The sequence below is a fragment of the Oleidesulfovibrio sp. genome (assembly GCF_047973035.1).
Lineage (GTDB): Bacteria > Desulfobacterota > Desulfovibrionia > Desulfovibrionales > Desulfovibrionaceae > Oleidesulfovibrio.
The window spans coordinates 23101-48404 of sequence record NZ_JBKEBF010000010.1 but is presented as its reverse complement, the minus strand read 5'-3'; the positions used below and the strand labels follow the sequence as shown (position 1 = coordinate 48404).

Genomic DNA, 25304 nt, shown 5'->3' with positions numbered 1-25304 from the left:
GGCAGGATGCGCACTCTGCTATGCTTGTTTTCATTGTCTTGCTACGTCATGCCGCAACGACGAGATGGAACTGTATAACGTTACTTTTGAACCCCGTACTTCTGCATCCTCAAATAAAGTCGCTTGCGCGGAATGCCAAGGTATTGGGCTGTTTTTTCTATTTTACCGTTGTTGCGGGCCAATGCTTCGATGATGACGTTCTTTTCGTAGTCTTCAACCAGTTCATCCAGCGAAGCAGCCTCTGCAGGCAGGCTTATGGATGAAACTGCGATTTCTTCTGTAGCCAGATCAATCGGCAGCCCCAGCACTAATTGCTGCGCGACATTGCGCAGTTCGCGCACATTCCCAGGCCAGGGGTACTGCTGCAGACGGAGCAAAGTTTCCTGATCCAGTTCCGGTACCGAGGTGTGGAACCGTTCAGCCATTACTTTCATGAAATGTTCCAGCAGCAGGGGCACGTCGTCCGCTCTGTCGCGCAAAGGCGGAATGACAATGCGGGCAACGTTGAGCCGGTAAAAGAGGTCTTCGCGGAACGTGCCTTCCCGCACAGCCTTATGCAGCCCTATTTTGGAGGCTGCAATAACCCGAAAATCAACAGGGATCGTCTGGTTGCTGCCCACGCGTTCGACAACCCGCTCCTGCAGAGTCCGCAGCAGTTTTACCTGTACGTCCATGGGCATGGATTCGACTTCATCAAGGAACAGGGTGCCCCCTTGCGCCAGCTCGATTTTTCCTATGCGCCGGTTGACTGCATGGGTGAACGCCCCTTTTTCGTGCCCGAAAAGCTCGCTCTCAACCAGATTTGCGGGAATGGCACCGCAGTTAAGCGCAACAAATTTGCCCGCGCTGCGATTGCCGCATTCATGAAGCGAGCGTGCGGTAAGCTCTTTACCTGCACCGGTTTCTCCCACCAGCAATACATCCACATTGATGGCGGCAAGGCCTGCTACGGTTGTCCGCAGCTGGCATATCTGCGGTGAGGTACCCAGAATCCGGTTTTCAAGTCCGGTTTTGGTGGCCAGCTGCTCCTGCAGGTTCTGGTTTTCCAGCGCCAGCCTGCGGGCATCCAGCGCGCGTCTGGCAACGTCGATAAGGTATTCCGGCGGTGCTGGCTTTTCCAGAAAATCATAAGCACCTGAACGGATGGCTTCCAGCGCCATCGGCACATCACCGTGCCCTGTAAGGATAATCACCGGCAGCTCGGGGGCGATCTCATGGATTTTTTTCAGCAGCATCAGCCCGTCCATGCCGGGCATTTTTACATCACTGATGACAACACCGAGCCAGTCAGGATCTATATGGGGCAGTACTGCCAGAGCAGAGCTGAATGTGCGGATGGCGTATCCTTCCAGCTCAAATGTCTGTTGGCATGCCTGCCTGATTTCCGCTTCGTCATCGACGAGGAATATTTCACCTATCGGGGTCATTAGCTTTTTTCAACCTTCTGAAATGACAGTGAGAACTTTGTTCCGCCGGTTTCCGCATCCGCCGCTTTAATCTCACCTTTCATGTCTTTTACGATGTTGTATGAAATTGAAAGCCCCAGACCCAATCCTTTACCGATCTCTTTGGTGGTGTAGAACGGGTCAAAAATGGCCTCTTTGACCTCTTGCGGGATGCCGGGGCCGCTGTCGGTAATCTCAATTGTCAGGTCTGTGTCGTTGTCAATAATATCAAGTGTTATCAGTCTGTTCTCGAGCGGCTGCTGAGATACTGCGTCTATGGCGTTGCCGAGAATATTAACCAGCACCTGTTCAAGACGGATATCCTCTGCGCTTACCATCTGAGGGGCGTCGGTATAGCGTTTTTCAATGGTGATGCTGTCCTCTGCTATGCGCCGGTCAAACAGGTATAGCGCATGTTCGATGGTCGGCACCACATCAACTGGTTGCAACTTGTTGGACGGCAGTCTGGCAAACGACTTGAGGTGATTGATGAGCTTTGCCATACGCTCGCTCAGGTCACTTATTTTGTGTATATTTTCTTCATGTACGTCCAACTGGCCCCGTTGCAGCAGCAGCTTGGCATTGTGCAGATAATATCTGATGGCTGAAAGCGGCTGGTTCAGTTCATGAGCGATGCCCGCAGACAGTTGCCCCAATGCCGCCAGCTTGCCTGCCTGCACCAGTTCATCCTGAACTCTGCGGCGTTCCTTTACTTCCTGACGCAGCTTGGCGTTGGTGTGACTCAGATATTCGGTTTTCTGCTGCACTCTGCGGCGCAGCAGTTCTTCCGCTTCTTCGCGCTCGCTCACATCGTGAATGGTTATCATCAGGTTTTTCCGGGCACGCTGCTGGATGGACCGGATGACAACTTCAACGGGAAATTCTGTCCCGTTGCTGCGGAAGCCCCGATAGACGCTTTGAATCTGGTCATATTCTCCGTCAAATGCTTTCATGCAGGCTTCTTTTACAGAGGCAGAATCATCTTCAGCCACAAATTCCAGCAATGAACGTCCGGACATGCCGCGTTCTTCCGCTGCAAACAGTGTTGCTGCCATAGGGTTGAAGAATCGTATTATACCGTCAGAGTCTGCAATGATAAGACCTACGGCTGCGTTATCGATGATAGCCTGCGCATTGGCATTTTCAACGGCTACGGCGGTATCGCGGAAAACGCGTAACGCTGCGGTCATCTGACCTATTTCGTCTTTGCTTTGCTGTGGTACGGGATGAGCCAGATCGCCACCTGCAATGGCCTGCATACTGTTGGCCAGCGCATTCAGTCGGGCAACAATGCTGCCGCGTACATAAAACCACATTACGCTGGCAGAAATAACCAGACTGAGGAAGACAAGCCCCAGTTGATACCAGCGCGCCCGTTCAAGCTTTTGCTGCGTGACAGCCGCTGATTCCAGAGCCTGTTTTTGTGTACGGGTGACAATTGACCCGACTGATTCGCGCAGCTGGCCTACAAGTTGTCTGTTTTCCGTAAGGATCTGCTGGCCGGTCACTTCACTGGTGATTATCGCTTTTTTCAGAGCAAAAATGCCATCCGGCCCGTCAGCCAGTAGGAAAATTTCATTCAGTAACTGGCGCAGAGTCAAGGCGCTGGCCCCGCCTGAGAATTCTTCCAGATTAAGCTTCAGCGAGGTTGTAGTATCACGGGCGAGCGCAGCAAGGTTATCCACCTGTGCTTCGTGTTGCGAGGATGATGTCTGCAGCAACAGACTGACAAGCATATCCCCGTTGCTGCCGATGCTTTCAATAATGTTCTTGGCTTTTCTGTTAGCCCGCAGGCGGCTCAGGAATAATTTTTCGGCACGTTGCCCTTTTGCTTCTGACAACCGTTCGATTTCAGCATCAAGGTTGTAATTCAGGTCCTGACTCAACGGCTCGATTTCGCCCAGCATGTCTGTATACAGCCAGCGCAATCGTTCCATGCGTCTTGCCATTTCTTCTTCGTACCCCAGACGGGCCGCAACCACATTCTGCAGCGCGGTAAGATTTGTCCGCAATTTATGTAAAAGGGTATCCAGCTCTGTCCGCAACTGAGGATAAGCCCGCTCAAGTTGCTCAATTTCAAGCCGGAAGTGCCGCAACAGTGTATCCAGTTCGCTTCTGATGTGTGCCTGAGATTCTTCATCCGTGGCAGAAGCCAGATTGGGCGCAATAGCCATAATCTGCCCGCTGGTTTCGGCAAACTCTGTCACCTGTGCCAGTTCGGGCAGTTGTTTTTGTGTGATCGTTGCAAAAATGTCGCTGGAATTTTCCAACAGGAAAAGTGCGATCATAACAGCTGCAACGGTTACGGCTGCACTGGCACCGAAGGCTAACAGCAATCTGGCCCAGATGCCGTGAAAAAGAGGAAAGCGTGTGCTCATTATTGGGTACTAGCCTTATCAAGCAATTCTTTAGCTTTGCTCAGCCGCTCCTGAATAAAAGTCTGCCATTGTAAGATTTGTTGGTGCCTTTCAGGACTGACAGGGTAGCCCAGAGACGGATCGGCAAAGATTTTAGTGAATTCAGGATCGCGGCTTTGTTCTTCTGTTACCGGCACTGCGGCAAGCAGACTGTGTATTCTGTCAAAAAGGGCGGTGTCTGTATTTCCGGCGGCACGCTGCTTTTTTTCAAGCGTGATCAGACGCTTCCATAAACGCCTGCGCTCCAGAAGTCTGTAGGTGATCATCTCGTCAAAAAGCTGGTTAACCAGACTATACCGCAGCTGTGAAAGATATGCATCGTATGGGCGTGATTTGCCAGACTTAATAAGTTTTAGCAGCGGGTGCGAATCAAGAGTGCCGTTTTCATACATGGCTTTGGAAACCGGCAGACGGTTAATGTCCCGTTTCAACAGCAGCTTTTGCCCCTCCGGAGAAAGGAGGAAGTCAATGAACAGTTCGGCTTCAAAAGGGTTTATGCTGTTTTTCAGAGCCGCTACCGTGGCAGGCGCAAAAAATGCGGGTTCGCCATACCGGAAGTCGATGTCATCGCGCCCTTTGGGGCGACCAAGCATGTCGATGACAAGCCCCAGCCCGAACATGCCGCTTTTGACACCTTCCGTAACGCTGAAGCTGCGTGCGGAAAGGGTTATCAGGTTGCCCGACATACGGGTCAGATGTGCCCATCCTTCTACCCAGCCCATACCCTGCAACATGCTTTCCACAATAAGGTGAGTGGAGCCGGAATGCGAGGGTGCGGACATGGAAATATGGTTGTAATAGCGCGGTTCGTCGAGCTGGCTCCATGCCGACGGGCCTGTCAGCTTTTCGCGTGTAAAGTAGGTTTTGTTCCACATCCAGCCCACACCGGAGACTGCAAACCCGTAAAAGTAGCCTTCCGGATCATCTACGGGAAAATCATTAAGAAAAATCGTGCTGTGCCTCCGGCCGCTGGGGGGACGCCGCAATACTCCTGCTATCTTTAAAATTTCAAAAGCATCAGGGGAAGAGGACCAGAACACATCAAACTGCCTGTCGTTACCTCTGCGCAGCTCCGCTATGGCCGATGTTGTTTTTTTGTTCAGAATCGAGACGTTGATGTCCGGATACAGCTCGCTGAATCTCTGCACAAAAGGTTCATAAAAAGAAGGAGGAAAAGACGTTATTATCTGCAGGCGCGAAGGGCTCTGTGCAGCAAACGCTGTTGCAGCACAAAAACTCAGTCCCCACAACGACAGGACCCATATGCCTGCAATCGCTGTCATAACGGGACGTGTAAAGGCTCTCATCCGGAAGAGGCCGGTATGCATTGCTTCCTCCTAAACTTAGAAAGGCAGTAACTGGTAATGCAAGAGGCAGGCCGGAGAACGTGAAAGGTCGTATCGGAATAGCAGACTATGCACAGAAGCGAGATGTTCCCCGTATCGCTGCCGAACCGTAAAGGAAGTTTCCGAGCTTGGTCAAGGCGGCTGTTTTGTGCCAAACCTGTTGTTTTTCTACAGTTGAATTGCGGCAACCTTCTTTAGTTGCGGCATGTTACGCACGTGTCTCTATTGGGCCGGAGCTCGCCTCAGGCGCGTTGGCAACGTCTTCAGAACAGAGAAATCAGTACGGCAAGGCAAGCTGAGAGCAAAGCGTTATTGCGGCGCATCATATGCTTGGTGTTGCGGTCTCGTAAGCCAGCGTCAGATGAGGAAAGTCTGCAGAGTTGCCGTATCGTATCCTGTTGAGTTGTCAGGAGATATTCAGATTCCTAGTTGAACAATCAATCATATTGAAAATGGGTCAAATACGGAAAACGGCCGAGTCAGTTTTGACCCGTTGTGTCGGCATGGCAAGGAAGGGAAAGTGCCTTTTTTGAGTTTGATACCTTTAAAAAACAGCATGTTAAATCAGGTTGTACCAATTTGGCACAATCTTTGGACTACAGGCGGGGTGTGTGGGAGCCGTAGCATAGCTGTGAATACGCCAGAGAACAGCAGGTGCTGCAGGTTTTCACCTCATCATGCGGCCGGTTGGCGGTCAGGCGGTCGTACTTGTTTTTTCGGCGCGTTTTCGTGCCGTGAACTTGATTAGGAGGATCTGATGAGGAAACTGCTGGCATTACTTGTAGCAATGGTGTTTGTTTTTCCTGCGTATGCCATGGCTGAATACCCTGAAAAGCCGATCACCATTATCGTTCCGTCCAAAGCCGGTGGCTCTACCGACACTACTGCACGTATTTTCATTAACGCTGCCCAGAAGTACTGGCCCGGCGCTAGCTTTGTAGTGCAGAACGTGCCCGGTTCCGGCGGCCAGAAAGGCTTTGAAGGTATCGCCCGCGCCAAAACCGATGGTTACACCATCGGCATGGTATTCACCACTCAGGTTGTATCTCACGTTGTATCCAAACGTGCACGTTACACCCTGGACAGCTTCCACTTCATGGGCAACACCGTTGATGACCCTGTGCTCATCGTTGTTCCCAAGGAAAGCCCCATTACTGACCTGGCTTCTTTCGTAGAAGCTGCAAAGGCAAAAGAACTGACCGTTGCTGTTAACGGTATCGGTTCCGATGACTTTGTCGCAGCTCAGAAGTTTGAAAACAAAACCGGTGTAAAGCTTAACCTGCTGCCCACCAAAGGCTCTACCGAGCAGAAGGCTCTGATTCTCGGCAACCACTGCGATGCCGCTTTCATGAACCTTTCCCAGATGTACTCCTCTCATAAGAGCGGCTCTGCCCGCGTTCTTGCCCTGCTGACCAAGGAACGTTCTGAAATCATGAACGACGTTCCTACCGCTGCTGAGCTCGGCATTGACGTAGAAATGACCGCAACCCGTGGCTTTGCAGTACCTGCAGGCGTTGACAAAGAAATTCTTGATAAGCTGGACGACCTGCTTGCCAAGGTTAACGCTGACGCCGGCTACATTGCCGACTGCAACAAAAACATTTTCAGCCGTCTGCCCATGAGTGGTCCCGACTTCCGCGCGTACCTTGATGAGCTGCAGGCTGAAACTCAGGCTTTTTACGACAAAAACCCCTGGTAAGAACATATGCCGAAAAAATACGCTGAGTTAATACTTCTTGGCGGATTTTTGGTGCTTGCGGTGCTGCTGTTCAGCAGCACCGCTTCCTACCCGAAATCCGTTCAGGGCTCGACGGCAGAGTATGTACGCTTTCTCGGACTAAGTACCGGTATCCTGTGCGTACTTCAAATTATACTCTCTATGCGGGCCAAAGGTAAGGCAAAGGAAAAGCAGCAGGAAAAGCTGAAAATCGCAGCAGCGCCCAGACCTTTCTGGCTGCTTGTTGTCCTGCTCCTGCTGTACGCTGCCGGATTCGAATTCCTCGGATTCTATCTGGCTTCGGCAATCTTCCTGCCTGTTACTATGGTTATGCTGGGTGCCCGCAAGCCCCTGTCCATTATTCTGACGTCGGGCGGCGTTCTGGGCTTCGTGTACTTTGTTTTTGAAAAACTGCTGGGTGTTTATATGCCTGTCAGCAGTCTGTTTGGATAGGGGACTGATACATGCTTCTTGAGTCATTATCTGCGCTTCTTACGTGGCCTGCACTACTCGCGGTGGTCATCGGCACCGTGTCAGGTGTTGTCGTCGGGGGGATGCCGGGGCTGACAGCAACCATGGCGGTTGCACTGCTTATTCCGGTAACGTTTACACTTGATCCGCTTATCGGGCTTGTCCTTATGGGCGGCGTTTACTGCGGCGCCATGTACGGCGGTTCCATTCCTGCCATTCTGCTGCGCACACCCGGCACTCCTGCCGCGGTTGCCACTGCAATGGAAGGATATCCGCTCACGCAGCAGGGGCGCGCTGGTCTGGCACTTAAAGTGTCCGTTATTTCCAGCTTCTGCGGGGGGGTGTTCTCCACTTTCGTCCTGCTCATCCTTGCTCCGGTACTGGCTATTTTTGCCCTTTCTTTCGGGCCGCCAGAATATTTCCTGCTGGCACTTCTCGGTCTTGCAGGTATCGTATCCATGACTGACGAAGACACTGGTCTTGTCAAAGCCATCATCTCCGGCTTGCTCGGTCTGATTATCGCCGTAGTCGGTACCGACCCCATTTCCGGTATGCTTCGTTACACAGCCGGTCTGACTGACCTGTACGAAGGCGTTGCCTTTATGCCGGTTCTTATCGGTATGTTCTCCATTTCGCAGATGCTGGCACTGACCGGTAAAAAATGTGTTGTGGACAACGCCGCAATGGTAACCGAAATCAAGCGCGAACCCATGCCCAAAGGCCTGCTGCGCTACATCGGTCTTGGTTCCGGTACCGGTACGCTGGTTGGTATTCTGCCCGGTGAAGGTGCAACTATCGCCGCGTTCCTTTCGTACAACGTTGCCAAGCGACGCTCTAAAAATCCTGAACTGTTCGGTAAAGGCAACCCTGAAGGTATCGCTGCTGCCGAAGCCGGCAACAACGGCTGCGTTGGCGGCTCGCTGGTACCCACGCTGACTCTGGGTATTCCCGGTAACAGTGTTGCTGCTGCGCTTATGGGCGGTCTGCTGGTTCACGGCCTGATTCCCGGTCCTGAACTGTTCACCAGATACGGCACCATGACGTATGCGTTCATCTTCTCTCTGTTTATTGCAAACGTCGTGTTTCTGGTGCTGGGCCTGTACATGGCTCCGTACTTCGCCCGTATATCTCTGACTCCTACCGAACTGCTTATTCCGACCGTGTGCCTGTTCTCGGTTCTTGGCTCTTACGCCATGCATAACAGCGTACTGGACGTATTTATCTGCCTGCTGTTCGGTATCGGTGCAGTTCTGCTGCAAAAGACAGGATTCTCGCTAGGCGCGTTAATTCTGGGGCTGATTCTCGGCCCGATTGCGGAAACAGGCTTTGCTCAGGCTCTTATCATGAGCAAGGGCAGCTATGCGATCTTCTTTGAAAGCCCGCATGCAATGGTTCTGTGGGCCTTGACGCTGGCATTAATGGTGCCACCTCTTTATAGTATCTATAAAAAGAATCGCGCCTCTGAGGCGTAATGTACAGGTCCCTGTCCCATCGATGCTTGTCCGGCGGGCTGATGTTCAGCCCGCCGGCGGGGCAGGGGCCTTTTAAAGCAATAACCGCGTAAAAATCGCACTAAGGGAACTGTTATGTCGTTCGGTGGAATATTGCGTAAAAGAACTGGCATTGAACATAAAGTTGATGCCTTTATCGATCTGGTGAGTGAATCCGGGCTTATCTACAAGCGTGGAATCGAAGCGTATACCAGCAAAGATTACGAGACATTTAAAGAAACGCTGGATCAGATCACAGATGTAGAGCGTCATGCGGACGACTTGCGTCGTGCGATTGAAGACTTGTTGTACAGGCGCACGCTTATTCCTGAATCCCGCGGTGACGTGCTTAAACTTATTGAAAGCATGGACTCTCTTCTGGGCCGGTTCAAGGGTTCCATGTTCCGCTTTGAAATCGAGCGTCCCAACTTTCGCGACCACATGATTAAAGACCTGCTGGCGCTGGTGCAGACCGTTGTTGAAGCCGAAGAGGCTGTAACGGTTTCCGTCCGCTCGTTCTTTAAAAATATTTCAGCCGTGCATGACCACCTGCACAAGGTTCCGTTCTGGGAAGCCGAGGCGGATAAGATATCCACCAAACTGCAGACTGCTATTTTCCGTTCTGAAGAGCTTGAGCTGTGTGAAAGCCTGCAGCTTGGCGCTTTTGTACGACACGTGGATGCCATTGCGGATCAGGCAGAAGATATGGCCGACAGTCTGGCAATTTATGTCCTTAAACGTGCATTTTAGGAACTAGCCGTGTCTCTTATATTTCTTTCCAGCGGCCTTTTTCTCGGGTGGTCCTTGGGGGCCAACGACGCTGCCAACGTGTTTGGTACCGCCGTTGGTTCCCGAATGGTCAAATTCAGGACTGCTGCCATCTGCTGCGGTATTTTTGTACTACTGGGTGCAGTTGTCAGCGGCGCGGGCGCATCAGAGACGCTTGGCAAGCTGGGGGCCATTGATGCTCTTGGCGGGGCGTTTGTTGTGGCCTTTGCCGCTGCGGTCAGCGTGTACCTGATGACGCGCGCCAGATACCCTGCCTCGACTTCGCAGGCTATTGTCGGTGCCATCATCGGCTGGAACTTTTTTTCCGGCACAAGCACAGACACGCAGCAACTGACCAAGATTGTCATGACCTGGGTGGCATGCCCGCTGCTTTCGGCAGCTGCCGCCGTCATCTGCTATAAACTTGTCACAACTATTATTCTGCGTTGTAAAATCCATCTGTTCAAGCTGGATACATGGACACGTTACGGGCTGATTATCGTCGGAGCCTTCGGGTCTTATTCCCTGGGCGCAAACAACATTGCCAACGTTGTGGGCGTATTTGTTCCGGTTTCGCCTTTTACCGAAGTGACGCTGTTTAACTGGTTGCACCTTTCGTCCGCGCAGATTCTGTTTTTCATCGGCGGCATTGCCATTGCGGTGGGTGTTTTCACCTACTCAAAAGAAACCATGATGACCGTGGGCGGGGGCATTTTCCGGCTTTCCCCTGTCATGGCGTTTGTTGCTGTGTGGGCGCATTCGGTTGTGCTATTCTTATTTTCTTCCAAGGGCCTTGAGTCTTGGCTGCTCAGTCATGGTCTGCCTGCGCTGCCGCTTGTTCCGGTATCCAGCTCGCAAGCGATTGTGGGCGCCGTTATCGGGATGGGCCTTCTGAAAGGGGGCAGGGGAATCCGTTGGAAAACTGTCGGCGGCATTGCATGCAGCTGGATTGCGGCACCTGTTTTCGCATGCATCATCAGCTACGTATGCCTTTCGATTCTGCAGAATGTATTCCACCAGCGCGTGTACGACGGTGCTGCTGTGGCCAGCGTTCCGCCGGCAGTAGTTGAGTTTCAGGATTCCATCAATAAGGGGCCTGCCCCCTTTAGTACCGCACCGTTGTCCGCTCCTGTGGCAGCGCCACAATTTGATGTAAAAGGATAGGAGGTTTCAATGAAAACTAAAATTATCGCCACCCTTGGCCCCGCATCGACAAATAAAGACATTATGCGTGCGATGGTTGAAAGCGGTGTGCGAATCTTCCGCCTTAACTTTTCTCACTCCAAAGCGGACGGCTTTGTATCTGCGCTGGGCATTATCCGCGAGCTTGAAAAAGAACTGAATATTCCGTTGACGGCGATGGGTGACCTGTGCGGTCCCAAAACCCGTATCGGTGCTGTTGCTGATTCTCCCAGACAGGTGGAAAAAGACCAGCTGCTTTTGCTGGGCGTTCCTGATGCCGATCCGCATGCCGCAGACAAGGTGTTTTTGCCGCTGGATTTCCCTGAGCTGCTCATCGGGCTTGAGGAAGGCATGCGCGTGATTCTTGCCGATGGTCTTTTGCAGTTCAAGGTTGCTCGCGTGATTGAAAAGGACCGTCTGTTTGAACTGGAAGCGCAGAACAGCGGACTGCTGACCTCGAACAAGGGAATCACGTTCCCCGGTAAATTCCACCCCGTGGCTGCTTTGACCGACAAAGACCGCATTGATGTGCGCGAAGGTCTGGAGCTGGGACTGGATGCCTTTGCCCTTTCTTTTGTGCAGACTGCTCAGGACATTCAGGATCTTATTGATGAAATGGATCGTTGCGGTCGCCGCGTTCCCATTATTGCCAAGATTGAACGCCAGAATGCCGTTGATAATTTGGATGCTTTGGTTGAAGTGTGTGATGCGTTGATGGTTGCCCGCGGCGATCTGGCGCTTGAATGCTCGCTGGCAGAGGTGCCCACCATCCAGAAGCGTATCATCCGCGCCTGCCGTCATGCGCAGAAGCCTGTTATCATTGCTACTCAGATGATGCTTTCGATGGTCAACAACGTGGTGCCCACTCGTGCGGAAGCCTCTGACGTGACCAACGCCATGGTAGACGGTGCCGACTGCGTGATGCTGTCTGAGGAAACTGCGATCGGGTCTAATCCGGTTGAAGTTGTCAATACCATTCGCGATATCGCCACGACTGCGGAAGTGTACTATCACGAACGCGCCCAGACTCCGTGGATGCCCAAAGAGGGTTCCAACTCCGGAAAGTATATGGCGTACGCATCGTGCCTGCTGGCGAACAACTTCAAGAGCAGAGCGCTGGTGTGCCATACAGAAAGCGGACTGACTGCGCGTAATATCTCATCGCGCAGACCGCAGCACGACGTGTTCGCGTTGTCCCCCCGTATCAACACGGTGAAGGCGCTTAATTTTGTTTGGGGTGTTAATCCTGTGCTCTGCACGGAAGAAGAAGCACGCCATACAACCAGATTGAAGAACTTTGTGACGGAATCGGAATTGTTTAATTCCGGCGATACGGTGGTTCTCAGCACGCATTCCGTGGATCTGGGACAGCCGGAGCCGTATACCAATAAGATTGAAATCTTTCAGAAATAGCGCAGTCCGGACGTCATGTCAGTTTCGGGGAAAACTCCTCCCTCTCCTGATGTGCATAAAAAAACCAAGGTGATACGATCAGGAGAGCTTCGAAGCGAAGCATGATTAACGGAGTACAGCCTGCAAGCTATTTCATCGGCCCCTTCTGGCAACAGAAGGGGCCTTGCTTTTTTTGTACCCGGCGCCTGATAATCCGGCAGGATCTGTGCCGGACAGGCTGCTTTCTGTCTGAATTTTGCCATATGCTTGCCTTTGACGGCATGGGGGGATAGAGCGAAGTGCCGCATTGCCGCACATGGTTTGATGGTTCCTCGAATTTTTTTTATGGTGAAGTACTATGACTCCTGCAATCAACACAGCGAAAAAAGCGAAAATTACCTACGTGGTACATGAGTATGACCACGACCCCAATGCCGAATCTTACGGTATAGAAGCCGCAGAAAAGCTTGAGGTGGAACCCGAAAGAGTGTTCAAGACTCTGGTTGTCAGTGATGGCGGCAAAGTCTTGTTTGTAGCCGTTTTGCCGGTTATGCAACACCTTGATTTAAAGCTGTTTGCCAAAGCCGTGGGAGCAAAAAAGGTTGCTCTTGCAGATGTGAAACTGGCAGAGCGGACCACAGGGTATGTTGTTGGCGGGGTCAGCCCGTTGGGGCAGAAGAAAAGACTGCAGACTGTTATCGATGCTTCCGCCGAAAGCTGTCAGACTATGTTTGTCAGCGGCGGACGGCGCGGGCTGGACATAGAGCTGGCTCCCGCGGACCTTGCCATGCTGACGAAGGCAAGCTTTGCTCCTATTGCCAGATAAGCCCTGAAGCGTTTTGTGGAACTGAGCAGTTTTGAATGAAATCGACACCGAAGTGTTGTTTGAAGAATTACAGGAGCTGCATTCCCTGCCGGATGCAGGTGAAATTAATTGACAGCAAAAATACGGAATTTCGTTGAAGGCCGCAGCCGCAAGGGTTGCGGCCTTTTTTTGCTGCATCATGTAACCTGTTTAGTATACACTTTTTTACATTTTTACTGTATGCAGGGTAAGTGCTGCTATAATGCGCGTTTCAGGCTGTGGGGTGCCTGCGTTCTATTGCCGTCTCCTGCGGTACGCGTCATGGCGCAATCGTAACGAATTCGTCTTTTTGCTGACACACCATGCGGTAATGTTGGGATGTTTGTGCCGGTAGTTACGGCATTTTTTAAACCATACACAACGCGAAGAGGTTAGGGATGAAAAGACTGTTGATTCTGTTGGTTCTTGCCGTGTTTGCAACCGCTGGTATCGCACACGCCGAACCTTTGAAACTGCTGACCTGGAAAGGCTATGCCCCTAAGCAGCTTGTAGAAAAGTTTGAAAAAGAAACGGGCATCAAGGTTGAAGTAACCTACTCCAACAACGAAGAAATGATTGCCAAACTGCGCGCCACCCGCGGTGCCGGTTTTGACCTTGCCCAGCCCAGCCAGGACCGTATTTCATCGGTACAGGCCGCCTACAAATTGTATCAGCCCATCGATTACTCCCGCATTGAATCAGCTCTGTTTATTCCTTCCATGCTGGAAGCGGTAAAGAAAAACACGCTGGTTGACGGTAACTCTCATGCAGTACCTTTCTGCTGGGGTACTTCCGGCCTTATCGTGAACAGCGAGAAAGCTTCCGGTGCGACCTCGTGGAAGGCACTGCTGGATGAAAAGAACAAAGGCCGTGTAAGCTACCGCCTGAAGCGTCCCACCATTATCGCCATGGGCTTTGCCCTCGGATACGACCCCTTTGACCTGTATGCCGATGCAGCAAAGTATCAGGAAATGCTCAATCACATCGAAAAAACTCTGATTGATGCCAAACCGCTGGTGAAAAACTACTGGGCAAACGGTGACGCACTGCTTGAGTCCATGCGTTCCGGCGAAGTTTTTGTAGCCATGGCATGGGATAACGGCGGCTGGAAACTGCACGCCGAAAATGCTGCCATCGACTTTGTTGCTCCTGAAGAAGGCGCTCTAGGCTGGATTGATACCTTTGCCATTCCTGCAAAGGCCAAAAATGTTGATGCCGCCTACAAGTGGATCAACTTTATGATGCGCCCCGAAAATGCAGGTCTGTTTACCTCCGAGGAAGCCGTGCCTACTGCTTCTGCCGGTGCAAACCAGCACGTGAAGCCCGAAGTTCGCGCTAATTTCGAGCGTTCTTTCCCGCCTGCAACCATCGACAACATCAAGTGGTACCCGCCTGTCCCTGCTCAGCTTGAGGCTATGGAAGGCAAAACCCTTGATAAAGTAAAAGCAGCCAACTAACGGCCTGCTACCTGCACAACAGTACGCACGGGACGACGCAAGTCGTCCCGTGTTTGCATAACAGTCTGAAAATACACATGACAAACGATCTGTCTTTGCGCAATCTTACCAAGCGGTTCGGCGACTTCGTTGCGGTGGATAACATTAACCTTGATGTGCCCACGGGGTCTTTTTTTTCTATTCTCGGGCCTTCCGGCTGCGGCAAGACAACGTTGCTGCGCATGGTGGCAGGGTTCGAGGCGCCTACCAGCGGCACCATTGCCATACGCGGCAATGACATGGCTAACGTGCTGCCCAACAAGCGGCCGGTAAATCTGGTGTTTCAGCACCTTGCCTTGTTTCCCATGATGACCGTGGCAGAGAATATCGCCTTTGGACTTAACCGCCGCGGTGTGAAAGGGCAGGAGGCGCACAAGCGTACAGAAGCTATTCTGGAAAGGGTTGGACTGCCTGATTTCGGCGCCAAGCGTATTCAGCAGCTTTCCGGCGGACAGAAGCAGCGTGTTGCCATTGCACGGTGTCTTGTGCTGGAGCCTTCTGTTCTGCTGCTGGACGAACCGTTGGGCGCGCTGGACCTTAAGCTGCGCGAACAGATGAAAGTTGAACTGAAAAAGTTACAGGCCAAGGTAGGCACAACATTTATCTACATTACCCATGACCAGTCGGAAGCATTGGTTATGTCTGACCGTGTGGCGGTGATGAACCGCGGCGCGTTTGAGCAGGTGGGAACGCCGCAGGAACTGTACGGCAACCCCGCAACGCCGTTTGTTGCCCGTTTTGTGGGTGATAACAACAGATGGGCAGGCAGCGTGACCGAATGCAGCGGCGATGCCGTGGTGCTGCAGACTGACGAAGGCTATACCTTCCGCGCCCGTGCCATGCATGACTGTGCCGCAGGCCGGCGGGTGAATCTGTTTTTGCGACCCGAAGCAATGCTGGTGGAACCTGCCGATACAAAGGGCATGAACGTGTTTACGGTAACGCTGCGGGCCATATTGTTTGATGGGGCCAACAGCCGCCTGCTTACCGTGACGGAGCAGGGACATGAACTGCTTGTACGCCTGCCGCAGAACAGGGTTATTGAAAATCTGGAAGCAGGCAGGCAGCTGACCGTGGGCTGGAACCCCGATTCCGGCATCTGCTTTGCCGCGGGCGCTGACGATGTATTTGTTCATGATGCGGAGGGGGCTGCATGAGTACAACAGGAATGCAGCAATCGCGTCTGGCATTTGTGATTTTTCTGGCGCCGGTGCTGTGCTGGCTGGTGCTTTTTATCGTCCTGCCGCACCTTGATCTTTTGTACATGAGCTTTCGCGGTGACAGTTTTACCAACCCCGGCTGGACACTGGAAAATTACCGGACTTTTTTTGAAGAGCCCATCTACTGGCTTACGTTTGTGCGCACAGCGACATATGCGGTGCTGACTACGCTATGCACGCTGGTCATCGGACTGCCGGTGGCGTTTTATATTGCCAAGGTGGTGCGTCCGCAGCTTTCCGGCGCGCTTATGGTGCTGCTTTTGCTGCCGTTCTGGGTAAGCGAACTGGTGCGCGTGTACGGATGGATGATTCTGCTGCGCGAATCGGGCGTGCTGAACTTTTTTATGCTCAAGCTGGGCATGGTCGATGCACCCGTGGAGATGCTGTACAATGATGTGACCATGGTCATGGGGCTTGTGTACACGTCGATGCTTTTTATGGTGGTGCCGCTGATTTCCGTTATGGAAAGTCTGGACGACAGCCTGATTGAAGCTGCCTATGACCTTGGCGCGGGGCGGGTGTGCATCTGGCGCACGATTATTATTCCGCATTGCAAGCCGGGCATCTCTTCGGGGTGCATTGTGGTGTTCATGCTGACCCTGGGCAACTACCTTACCCCCAACCTGATGGGCGGTAAAAATTCGCTGTGGTTTACCGAGCAGATTTATAACCAGTTCATTGCCAGCTTTAACTGGAATCAGGGCTCGGCATTCGGGTTCCTGCTGCTTGCACTCAGCTCTGTTATCGTGTGGGCGGGGCTTAAAATTACGGGCCAGAAGCTGGGCGAGGTGGCGTCATGATTCGCTCACTGCCCAATGCAAGGTCGTATCTGTGGTCGTTCCACATGTTTGCCGTGGCCTATTTTGTGTTTTTGTTTGCGCCGCTGGTGGTTACCTGCGTATTGGCGTTTAACAATTCCGATTTTCCTTCGTTGCCGTGGTATGGCTTTAGTCTGGACTGGTTTTTTTCTGCCGGGCCGGAGCGGGTGGGCATTTTTCACGACAGCCAGAATCTGCGTGCCATGCTGACCAGCGTACAGACAGCTTTCTGGGTTTCACTGTTCAGTGTGCTTGTGGGCACTTGCGCAAGCTTTCTGTTTGAGCAGGAAGAGTTCCGCTTCAAAGGTGTGCTGTACATGCTGATGCTTGCCCCGCTGGTTATTCCAGGTGTTATTCTGGGTATTTCTCAGCTTCTTGCCGCAAATACGGTAGGCGCATTTTTTGATATTAATTTTGGGCTGGATATCGAGTGGTTACGGCCAAGCTTCTGGCTTGTGGTTGTCGGTCAGTTTTCGTTTATCACCACGTTTGTAACGCTGGTTGTTTCTGCCAGATTGCGTAAGTTTGACCGCAGTCTGGAGGAGGCAGCGCTTAATCTTGGCGCAAACCGTTTCGAGGTTATCAGATATATTACATTGCCGTTTTTGCGGCCCGCCATTATAGGCGCAGGGGCTGTAGCATTTCTCATGAGTTTTGAGAACTTCAATACTACCTTGTTTTTGGTGGGCTCCAGCCCTACACTACCCATCAACCTGTACTTGCAGGTACGTGACGGTAGTACGCCCGTGATCAACTCTATTTCATTTTTGCTGATTGTCGGCACCTCCATATTGGTGCTTTTCAATCTGTACTTCAGTCGAAAGGCGGAATGATGTTTTATAATCTGGTTCCAAAGCGCGCAGTATGTGCGCATCGCGGCGCTCGTTCCATTGCGCCGGAAAACACCATGCTCGCGGCGTTTAAGGCGCTGGAGTGCGGCGCCCATTGCTGGGAACTGGACGTCCAGCGTTCGAAGGACGGCGTTCTGATGGTTGTGCACGACCCTACTCTGGAACGCACAACCGATGCGGCTCGTAAGTTTGCCGGAGCGGATGGAGTTGTACCGCCTCTTGATACGGCACACTACGAGTTTACGCAGCTGCGCAGGCTGGATGCCGGTAGCTGGTTTGTGCGTAAGGACCCGTTCGGAACTATTGCCAGCGGTGAAGTGACCGAGGGCGCTCTGGCTGCCATGGAAGGTGAACCGGTGCCTACGCTGGCAGAAGCGCTGCGCTTTGCCCGGCAGCACAAGTTTCCCGTGAATATCGAAATTAAAGACCAACGGTATGCTCCTGAGGATATGCGCGTTGTCACAGAGGTTCTGGATACTATTCAGGCTGAAGAGTGCGATGATCTGGTGCTTTTGTCATCGTTTAATCACGGTTACCTGCGTGAAGCACACAATCAGTGGGCCGAATTGCCCCTTGCAGTGCTGAGCGAAGGCGAAACGCCGGAGACAGCGCATCCTGCCGACGGCACTGCCAGCGGCATTGCAGGTTATGTAAAGGGTGTCGGTGCTAACACGTACCATCCCGACCACACTATGACCTCTCCCGAACTGGTGCGTGAGCTGGCGGAGCTTGGCATTACTGTGAATTTATGGACGGTAAACGATCTGGATAAAGCCAAAGAGTTTTATAAAGCCGGAGCGCGTGCCATCATCACCGATGTCCCGCAACATCTTCTGGCTGCTTTGCGTAAGAAATAATCTCAGTTAGCATTGTCCATCTCAAAAGGCGCATCCCGTAAGGGGTGCGCCTTTTTTATCTGCCGGAATGGTTTGCAAAGATTGTATGGGGAGCTGTCCTGCTGTTCTGCAACGTTGTTCGGGCAGCATGATATCCTGCAGTTGCGATGAACGTATAATGCTCCGGAAATATATAATATTTTTTAAAACAACTGCAAATGCGGCATGATTATGGATATAGGGCATTGACTTAATTCTATATATCTATGTACATGTTGATAATGGTGTATAGCAATGTTGTATTTTTATGATGTTCATTTTGTATGAGCCACGTTTTTCATGTTGTTGTTTTTGCAGCTTAATACATTTGTAATGTGTGTTTTTTGTCGTGAGTTGCCAGATGTGCAATTTTCAGGTCGCTCTTGGCTGTTTTTTATCAGGAATAGTCTTCATTCTGACTTGAGCAATTGTCTGATTTTTTGCAAACAGTGAATTAGAAAATAGTAAAAGTAGCAATATGTTGTGAGTAAAGGAAGCAGGGGAGACGAAGATATTTCGCAGGCACGCTTAAGGAGGAGGCCATAAATGAAGGACCCGGTGCCGAAAAAAGGATGGCTGGCAGGGTTGATTGTTCTGGCTGTCATACTGGTAGGAGGAGTCGCTTTTGCCTTTCAGGCTACATCCAGCAACGAGTTCTGTACTTCGTGCCATGAAATGAAACGGCATCTTACAGAGCTGGAAAAATCACCGCACGCTGTAGATAAGGACAAAAAGCCCATCAAGTGTGTGCAATGTCATTTGCCATATGACGTAGGTCCGACCTATGTTGTGGTGAAGACATATCTGGGAGTCAAAGATGTGCTGGTGCACAACTTTGGTGATCCGGAAAATGACTTTTATCGTGCCGAACTGCAGGTTTCCGCCCGCACGTTCATTGATGATGCAGCATGTCGCAGTTGTCATGAAGACCTGATGAAGACAACCAAGGACAAGCCCATATCATTAGAAGGCAAACTCGCACACGAAGCCTATCTGGGCAAAAACGGGTGCACCGATAAAGGGTGCGCGGACTGCCATCACAATATGGCTCACCTGCCTGACTTTGACAGGCGGTACACCGTTAATGCCGAATTTTCTGCAAATCTCCCTAAAGATAAGGAAGGACTTTAAATGAAAGATGGAAGTTACTTCTGTATTCGCAGGTGGATCGTCTGGGGCGTTCTTATTCTGCTGATCGTTGGCGGTGCGGTATATTTTTATGCTCCCAGAGCACTTTCCGGCACAAAATGCGAAGCCGCAAAGCACCTCGACAGTCCGGAAGAGGCTGGCGACTGCTACAGTTGCCACATCAAAGCCACTCCGAAGATTGCGCAGGACTGGTACGAGTCCAAGCATGGCGTACTGCTGGTAAAGTGCTTTGTATGTCACGGCCAGCCGGACGGCAAAGGCTCAATCGTGTTTTCTGCCAATCCGGACCCCGACTATGTATGTCGTCGCTGTCATGACCCTGCCATCAAGGTCATGCAGGAAAAATACGGTATGCGTGCCGAGTGTAACGACTGCCACAGATATCATTCCAATTCTGTGCATCACGACGCGTACACCCGGACTGAGTCCAAAAAGACCATTGAGCAATAAGGAGCGATGCGATGCCCATATCCAGAAGGGAATTTATAAAAAGTGCAGCTGCAGCTTCTGCTTTTATGGCTCTTGGTATTCCGAATGTGTTTGCCGCGGGTCCTGATGACAAGGTGCAGAACTGGGTGAAAGGTGTATGCCGTTACTGCGGAACAGGTTGCGGCGTTATGGTGGGGGTAAAGGACGGTAAGGTGATTACCGTTAAAGGAGATCCCAATAACCACAATCAGGGGCTGCTGTGTCTGAAAGGCGCATTGCTGGCTCCTGTTATCTATGCAAAAGACCGTATTACGGAGCCGCTGGTACGCAAGGACGGCAAGCTTGTACCGGTATCATGGGATGAAGCGCTTGATTTGGCTGCGTCAAAGTTTAAAGGCGCTCTTGCCGAAGGCGGTCCCGATGCCGTGGCCTATTACGGCTCAGGGCAGGCATTGACGGAAGAAACCTACCTTGCCAACAAAATATTCAAAGCAGGGTTGAAGTCCAATAACGTAGAAGGCAACCCCCGTCTGTGCATGGCATCCGCGGTGGGCGGCTACGTGAGCACTTTTGGTAAGGACGAGCCCATGGGGTCGTATAAGGATATCGACGCGGCCACATGTTTCTTCATCATCGGTTCGAATACATCTGAATGCCACCCTGTGTTGTTCCGGCGTATTGCCGCCCGCAAACAGAACGACACTAACGTGAAGATTATCGTCTGCGACCCGCGTACGACAAATACATCACGCATTGCTGACCTGCATCTGAACACTATTGCCGGTTACGACCTCGCTCTGCTTAACTCCATGGCATATGTGATTGTCCATGAGGAACTGGACGATTACAGATTCCATTCAAAGTACGTGAATTTTAAGGATGGTGAAGGGAACACCGTCGGTTTTGAAGCGTACAAGGAGTTTCTGGAAGAATACAAACCGGAAGACGTGGCTGAGTTGTGCGGTATTCCCGCAGACCAGATACGGCAGGCGGCGCTTATGTTTGCTCAGGCATCCGCCACAACCTCGATGTGGTGCATGGGGATCAACCAGCGTATCCGCGGGGTATGGGCGAACAACCTGATTCACAATCTGCATCTGATAACAGGCAAAATCGGCAAGCCCGGCTCCACGCCGTTGTCACTGACCGGTCAGCCTAACGCATGTGGCGGTGTGCGTGATACGGGCAGTCTCTCACATCTGCTTCCTGCCGGACGCCTTGTAGCAAAGCAGGAACACCGTAATCAGATGGAAGAACTGTGGGGCCTGCCTAAAGATTCGCTTAATCCGAAACCGGGCCTGCACACCATGGCGCTGTTTCAGGCCATGAACGACGGCAAAGTGAAGACACTGCTTACGTTGTGTACAAACCCCGCGCAGTCGTTGCCAAACGTTACCAAGTATCTTGAAGGAATGAAAAAAACCTTCATCGTGGCTATCGAGGCGTTCGGCGATGCCATTTCGCTGGAATATGCCGATGTGGTTTTACCGCCGGCTTTCTGGGTAGAGCGTACCGGCGTGTATGGCTGCACAGAGCGGCGTTATGCGCTGGTCGAACAGGCCATTGAACCTCCGGGGCAGTGTCGTCCCAGCGTGAATATTCTTGTTGAACTGGCGAAGCGGATAGGCGTTGATCCCAGACTTGTGCCGTATCGTAACTCTGATGATGTATGGGAAGAATGGCGGAATATTTCTGCCACAACGCCATATAACTTCAGGGGCATCACGCGTGAACGCCTGAAGAAAGAATCCGGCATCCTGTGGCCCTGCCCCACGGAAGACCATCCCGGAACCAATATCCGCTATGTGCGCGGTGAAGACCCCAATATTCCAGCAGACCATCCTGATAAATACTGGTTCTACGGCAAGCCGGACGGCAAAGCCGTCGCGTGGTTGCGCCCGCAGAAGCCGCCGGCAGAACAGGTGAGCGAAGAGTATCCGTTCGTGCTTACCACCGGCCGCGTTATTGACCACTGGCACACCGCAACCATGACAGGAAAAGTGCCGGAAATCGCCCGCTCATTCCCGCATGCGTATGTCGAGGTCAACGTTAAGGACGCGGAGCGCATGAGCATTCAGCACGGCGATAAGGTTAAGCTGACTACCCGCCGCGGCGAGATGCTGTTCGACGCCCGCGTTGGTGATGTCTGCGAGCCCGGGCTGGTGTTTGTGCCGTGGTTTGACCCGAAGCTGGTGGTGAACAACCTGACAGTGGACGCCATTGACCCCGGCTCAAAGCAGCCTGAATTCAAAATATGTTCGTGCAAGGTGGAAAAGGCATAGCTATGGCAGTTGCTGGTATAATCCTTCATGCGGAAAGCAGCAGGCTGCAGCAGGTGCGTGCGGTGGTGGCCGCGGAAAAAGACATGACCATTTATGGCGAACACGACAATCAGTATCTGGTTGTCGTGGGTGAAGTGCCTTCGGCAAAGCTGGAAGACCGTATCCAGAGTCTGGAGGCTGTACCGGGGGTTCTGGCCGTGTACACCACCTACGTGAATATAGAAGACGAGCAGGGCGGACAGGTTATGCCATAGGGCGGCCTTTCCGGCTGTCTGACCGTCCGCTCTGATTGTGCCGTTTCAGCGTGCGGCGCCGGTGTGTCCGGCGCCGCACATAACGCGGGGCTTGTCGTATATGTCTGATTCTTTCCTCCGCCCGCCGGGAGCAGGAACCGAGAAAAGATTTCTGTCCAGATGTATTCATTGCGGGCAGTGTGCGCAGATATGTCCTGTCCGGTGTATTGAACTTGCGCCTGCAGGAGACGCCGCCCAGTGGGGAACACCGCGCATCTTTGCGGCAAAGTCCGCCTGTTTTTTGTGTATGCGTTGCGGACCTGTGTGCCCCACAGGAGCGCTGGCTGTGGGGCCGCCGCAACAGGCCGCCATGGGCAGGGCTGTGCTGCACAAGGATCGCTGCTACACGTATGAGGGAAGCATTATCTGCCGCACATGTTTTGAAAAATGTCCCCTGCGCAATTCTGCTTTGATTCTGGAACAAGGGATGTTTCCTGTTATTACGGATGCCTGTGTGGGATGCGGCGTGTGTGAGTATGTCTGCCCGCGCAAGACTATTGACACGGTTCCGGCGCGCTCGTTGCCCCGTAAGGGAGGCGCATGATGTTCTCTCTGAAGACTGTCCGTCTTGTTGTTCAGGTGTGCTTTGCACTGCTTTTTATTCTGGTCCCGTGGCTGAATGCCAGAGAAATACATCACGTTACCGGCAACCTTTTGTCGTTTACGTTTTTCGGGGTACCGCTGGCTGATCCTCTGGCGGTGGTGCAGGCATTTATTTCATCAGGAGAGGTTGCGACACGTGCGTTGACAGGGGCTGCCATCGCGCTGTTGCTGGCAATGCTGCTGGGTGCGGTGTTTTGCTCGTGGATTTGCCCGTTCGGGCTGCTTTCAGAGCTTATGCAGCGGGTTCAGGTCCGGTTCGGCAGGGCGCATCCTCTAAACGGACCGGACGGTTTTCGGGGTAAGTTGTGGGCTGTCGGCATTTTTCTGGTGTTGCTTCTGCTTTTCGGCCTGCCCCCTGTGCTGAACCAATTATCCATGCCGGGGTGGTATTCGCGCGTGTGGCAGATGTTGCAGGTGCAGCATGTTGTGCCTGTGGGCGGCGCTTTGCTGCTGACTGCGCTGGGGGTGGATGCCATACTTGGCAGGCGCTTCTGGTGCCGTTACTGTTGCCCGCAGTCTTTGCTGTTGATGGTTGTCCAGAAGCTTAGCCCGTGGCGCTGGCGGGTTCGCTTTACCGCGGCTAAGTGTACCTGCTCCCGTATGCGTCCCTGTGGCGAGGCTTGCTCTTTAGGCTTGAATCCGAGGGGCTCCAAAGAGCAGCTTGAAAGCGAATGCAGCAATTGCGGTGACTGCGTAGTCGCATGCAGCCGGTACGGGAAGGCATTGGAGCAGCGTTTTACACGAAAGTAGTTTACGCTGTATTTTCATGCTGAAAATAAACGGGCATTCAACCGATGCCCTTTTTTTATGCCCGATCAGAATGTAATAAGGTGCTGCCTGCTTGTTTCTATACAAAGATTTAGTAAACTATGCGGAAACGTTGAAGGCGTACCGGAGGATACATGGCCCGTTTTCTGAAAAAGATGGATAACAGAGCAGGACGCCCGCCAGGCGCTCTTGTTTTTGTAGGAAAGCAGAAAATCAACCAGCCTCGTCTGCGTGTCATCGAATACGGTACAGACATGGTTCATGATGCCTTTGTGGAAACTATTGATGAACTTGCAGGGCGCACAGGGCAGGACACAACATTGTGGTGCAATGTTGACGGCGTACACGATGCTGCTTTGATGGAATCGATGGGAGCCCGATTCGGCATTCCGCCTCTGGTTCTGGAAGACATTATGAACACGGGGCAGCGCCCTAAGTTGGAAGAATTTCCTGACGTGGTTTTTGTTTCAATTAAAATTCCCTTTTTGAGTGACGACAGAACGCAGGTTTCTACAGAGCAGCTGAGTGCAGTGCTGAAAGAAGGCTGTCTGCTGACGTTTCAGGAGCAGGCCGGAGTTGTTTTCGAGCCCGTACGCGAGCGTTTAAAAAGCCAGCACGGCAGACTACGAAGGTACGGGGCGGATTATCTGCTGTATGCTCTGCTGGATTGCGTGTTTGAAAAATACCTGAAGACGATTGAAGTGCTGGGCGAGCGTATCGAATTGCTGGAAGATGATATTATTGACGACCCCTCACCTGCATTATTGCAGGAAATCACAACATACCGGCGTGAGATGGCTTATCTGCGCAAAGCTGTGCGTCCTGCGCGCGAAATTGCGGCGAGAATGGCACGGGTGGAGAACGGGCTGGTGGCGGACAGTATGCAGCCTTACCTGCGCGACCTGACAGATATGGCGGAAATGACCGCTGACGCTGTGGAAGTGTACCGAGAACTGCTGAACGATCATCAGAACAGTTACAACATGGCAGTGGGAAACAGACTGAACGACATAATGAAGTTTCTGACTATTTTTTCTACCATTTTTATCCCGTTGTCGTTTCTTGCCGGTGTCTACGGAATGAACTTTGAGAATATGCCGGAGCTGCACTTCGAGTACGGCTATTTTGTATTACTGGGAGGCATGGGCTGTCTTATGGTAGCCATGCTTGTTTATTTCCGTCTGCGAAAATGGCTGTAGCTATCAGATTGTTACTGTACCTGCAAACAAAGCGCATAGTGTTATGGTTGTGCGCTTTGTTTGTCTGAAAAGTGTTCGGTATTCAGGCGGCACTAATTAAGAATGGCCCGGCATTATGCACCGGCAAAGGCTGCCAGTACGGAGATGATGCGGAATTCAGGCAGATACTTACACACAGAACCGGTTGGCTTGTGTCATCGGGGTAGCCGCCTGAATATGCACCATTCTACAGCAGGCAAGAAACCGTAA

22 protein-coding genes are annotated in these 25304 nt (G+C 52.2%); 19 read left to right on the top strand and 3 right to left on the bottom strand.

Annotation, left to right across the window (positions count from 1 at the left end):
* Positions 1-80: 80 nt before the first annotated feature.
* From ACK5LI_RS02540 to ACK5LI_RS02530, 3 genes are read right to left on the bottom strand one after another with little or no spacing between them, the layout of a single operon-like run.
* Positions 81-1427 carry a sigma-54-dependent transcriptional regulator gene (locus ACK5LI_RS02540; RefSeq protein ID WP_416946063.1) on the bottom strand — a complete coding sequence of 449 codons (1347 nt, stop codon included), beginning with the start codon at positions 1425-1427 and terminating at the stop codon, positions 81-83.
* On the bottom strand, positions 1427-3823 hold the full coding sequence (locus ACK5LI_RS02535; protein ID WP_416946062.1) for an ATP-binding protein: 2397 nt from the start codon (positions 3821-3823) through the stop codon (positions 1427-1429). The genes ACK5LI_RS02540 and ACK5LI_RS02535 overlap by 1 nt, the downstream gene beginning before the upstream one ends.
* Entirely contained in the window at positions 3823-5190 is a 1368-nt protein-coding gene (locus ACK5LI_RS02530; protein ID WP_416946061.1) for an ABC transporter substrate-binding protein, read from the bottom strand. The genes ACK5LI_RS02535 and ACK5LI_RS02530 overlap by 1 nt, the downstream gene beginning before the upstream one ends.
* A gap of 775 nt (positions 5191-5965) precedes the next feature.
* On the opposite strand from ACK5LI_RS02530, the gene ACK5LI_RS02525 reads away from it, so the two are divergent.
* From ACK5LI_RS02525 to corA, 19 genes are all read left to right on the top strand, one after another.
* Entirely contained in the window at positions 5966-6907 is a 942-nt protein-coding gene (locus tag ACK5LI_RS02525) for a Bug family tripartite tricarboxylate transporter substrate binding protein (protein WP_416946060.1), read from the top strand.
* 6 nt (positions 6908-6913) lie between these two features.
* Positions 6914-7378, top strand: a complete 465-nt coding sequence (locus tag ACK5LI_RS02520) for a tripartite tricarboxylate transporter TctB family protein (RefSeq protein WP_416946059.1) — start codon at positions 6914-6916, stop codon at positions 7376-7378.
* A gap of 11 nt (positions 7379-7389) precedes the next feature.
* Entirely contained in the window at positions 7390-8868 is a 1479-nt protein-coding gene (locus ACK5LI_RS02515; protein WP_416946058.1) for a tripartite tricarboxylate transporter permease, read from the top strand.
* Between the two features lie 132 nt (positions 8869-9000).
* Entirely contained in the window at positions 9001-9636 is a 636-nt protein-coding gene (locus ACK5LI_RS02510) for a DUF47 domain-containing protein (protein ID WP_416946057.1), read from the top strand.
* A 9-nt stretch (positions 9637-9645) separates the two neighbouring features.
* Positions 9646-10818, top strand: coding sequence for an inorganic phosphate transporter (locus ACK5LI_RS02505; protein WP_416946056.1), 1173 nt, complete (start codon positions 9646-9648; stop codon positions 10816-10818).
* Positions 10819-10827: 9 nt separating this feature from the next.
* The gene (pyk, locus tag ACK5LI_RS02500) at positions 10828-12249 is read left to right on the top strand and encodes a pyruvate kinase (RefSeq protein WP_416946055.1); all 1422 of its coding nucleotides are present in this window, start codon (positions 10828-10830) and stop codon (positions 12247-12249) included.
* Positions 12250-12586: 337 nt separating this feature from the next.
* Positions 12587-13054, top strand: a complete 468-nt coding sequence (ybaK, locus tag ACK5LI_RS02495) for a Cys-tRNA(Pro) deacylase (protein ID WP_416946054.1) — start codon at positions 12587-12589, stop codon at positions 13052-13054.
* A gap of 416 nt (positions 13055-13470) precedes the next feature.
* Positions 13471-14529 (top strand): extracellular solute-binding protein, encoded by a 1059-nt coding sequence (locus ACK5LI_RS02490; protein WP_416946053.1) that lies wholly within the window; start codon positions 13471-13473, stop codon positions 14527-14529.
* 77 nt (positions 14530-14606) lie between these two features.
* Entirely contained in the window at positions 14607-15725 is a 1119-nt protein-coding gene (locus tag ACK5LI_RS02485) for an ABC transporter ATP-binding protein (RefSeq protein ID WP_416946052.1), read from the top strand.
* An 11-nt stretch (positions 15726-15736) separates the two neighbouring features.
* The gene (locus ACK5LI_RS02480; protein ID WP_416946082.1) at positions 15737-16588 is read left to right on the top strand and encodes an ABC transporter permease; all 852 of its coding nucleotides are present in this window, start codon (positions 15737-15739) and stop codon (positions 16586-16588) included.
* Positions 16585-17439 carry an ABC transporter permease gene (locus tag ACK5LI_RS02475; RefSeq protein ID WP_416946051.1) on the top strand — a complete coding sequence of 285 codons (855 nt, stop codon included), beginning with the start codon at positions 16585-16587 and terminating at the stop codon, positions 17437-17439. Before ACK5LI_RS02480 ends, ACK5LI_RS02475 begins: the two co-directional genes overlap by 4 nt.
* Positions 17436-18314, top strand: a complete 879-nt coding sequence (locus tag ACK5LI_RS02470) for a glycerophosphodiester phosphodiesterase (RefSeq protein WP_416946050.1) — start codon at positions 17436-17438, stop codon at positions 18312-18314. The genes ACK5LI_RS02475 and ACK5LI_RS02470 overlap by 4 nt, the downstream gene beginning before the upstream one ends.
* A gap of 564 nt (positions 18315-18878) precedes the next feature.
* Positions 18879-19463, top strand: a complete 585-nt coding sequence (locus ACK5LI_RS02465; RefSeq protein WP_416946049.1) for a cytochrome c3 family protein — start codon at positions 18879-18881, stop codon at positions 19461-19463.
* Positions 19464-19931, top strand: a complete 468-nt coding sequence (locus ACK5LI_RS02460) for a hypothetical protein (RefSeq protein ID WP_416946048.1) — start codon at positions 19464-19466, stop codon at positions 19929-19931. It begins immediately after the preceding gene.
* A gap of 11 nt (positions 19932-19942) precedes the next feature.
* Complete coding sequence (locus tag ACK5LI_RS02455) at positions 19943-22192, top strand: molybdopterin oxidoreductase family protein (protein ID WP_416946047.1); 2250 nt, start codon at positions 19943-19945, stop codon at positions 22190-22192.
* Between the two features lie 2 nt (positions 22193-22194).
* Positions 22195-22446 (top strand): chaperone NapD, encoded by a 252-nt coding sequence (locus ACK5LI_RS02450; RefSeq protein ID WP_416946046.1) that lies wholly within the window; start codon positions 22195-22197, stop codon positions 22444-22446.
* 100 nt (positions 22447-22546) lie between these two features.
* A complete protein-coding gene (locus ACK5LI_RS02445) occupies positions 22547-23029 on the top strand; it encodes a 4Fe-4S dicluster domain-containing protein (RefSeq protein WP_416946045.1) in 483 nt (160 codons plus the stop codon).
* The gene (locus ACK5LI_RS02440) at positions 23026-23838 is read left to right on the top strand and encodes a 4Fe-4S binding protein (RefSeq protein WP_416946044.1); all 813 of its coding nucleotides are present in this window, start codon (positions 23026-23028) and stop codon (positions 23836-23838) included. The genes ACK5LI_RS02445 and ACK5LI_RS02440 overlap by 4 nt, the downstream gene beginning before the upstream one ends.
* Positions 23839-23990: 152 nt before the next feature.
* The gene (corA, locus tag ACK5LI_RS02435; protein ID WP_416946043.1) at positions 23991-25055 is read left to right on the top strand and encodes a magnesium/cobalt transporter CorA; all 1065 of its coding nucleotides are present in this window, start codon (positions 23991-23993) and stop codon (positions 25053-25055) included.
* The last annotated feature ends 249 nt before the right edge of the window (positions 25056-25304 follow it).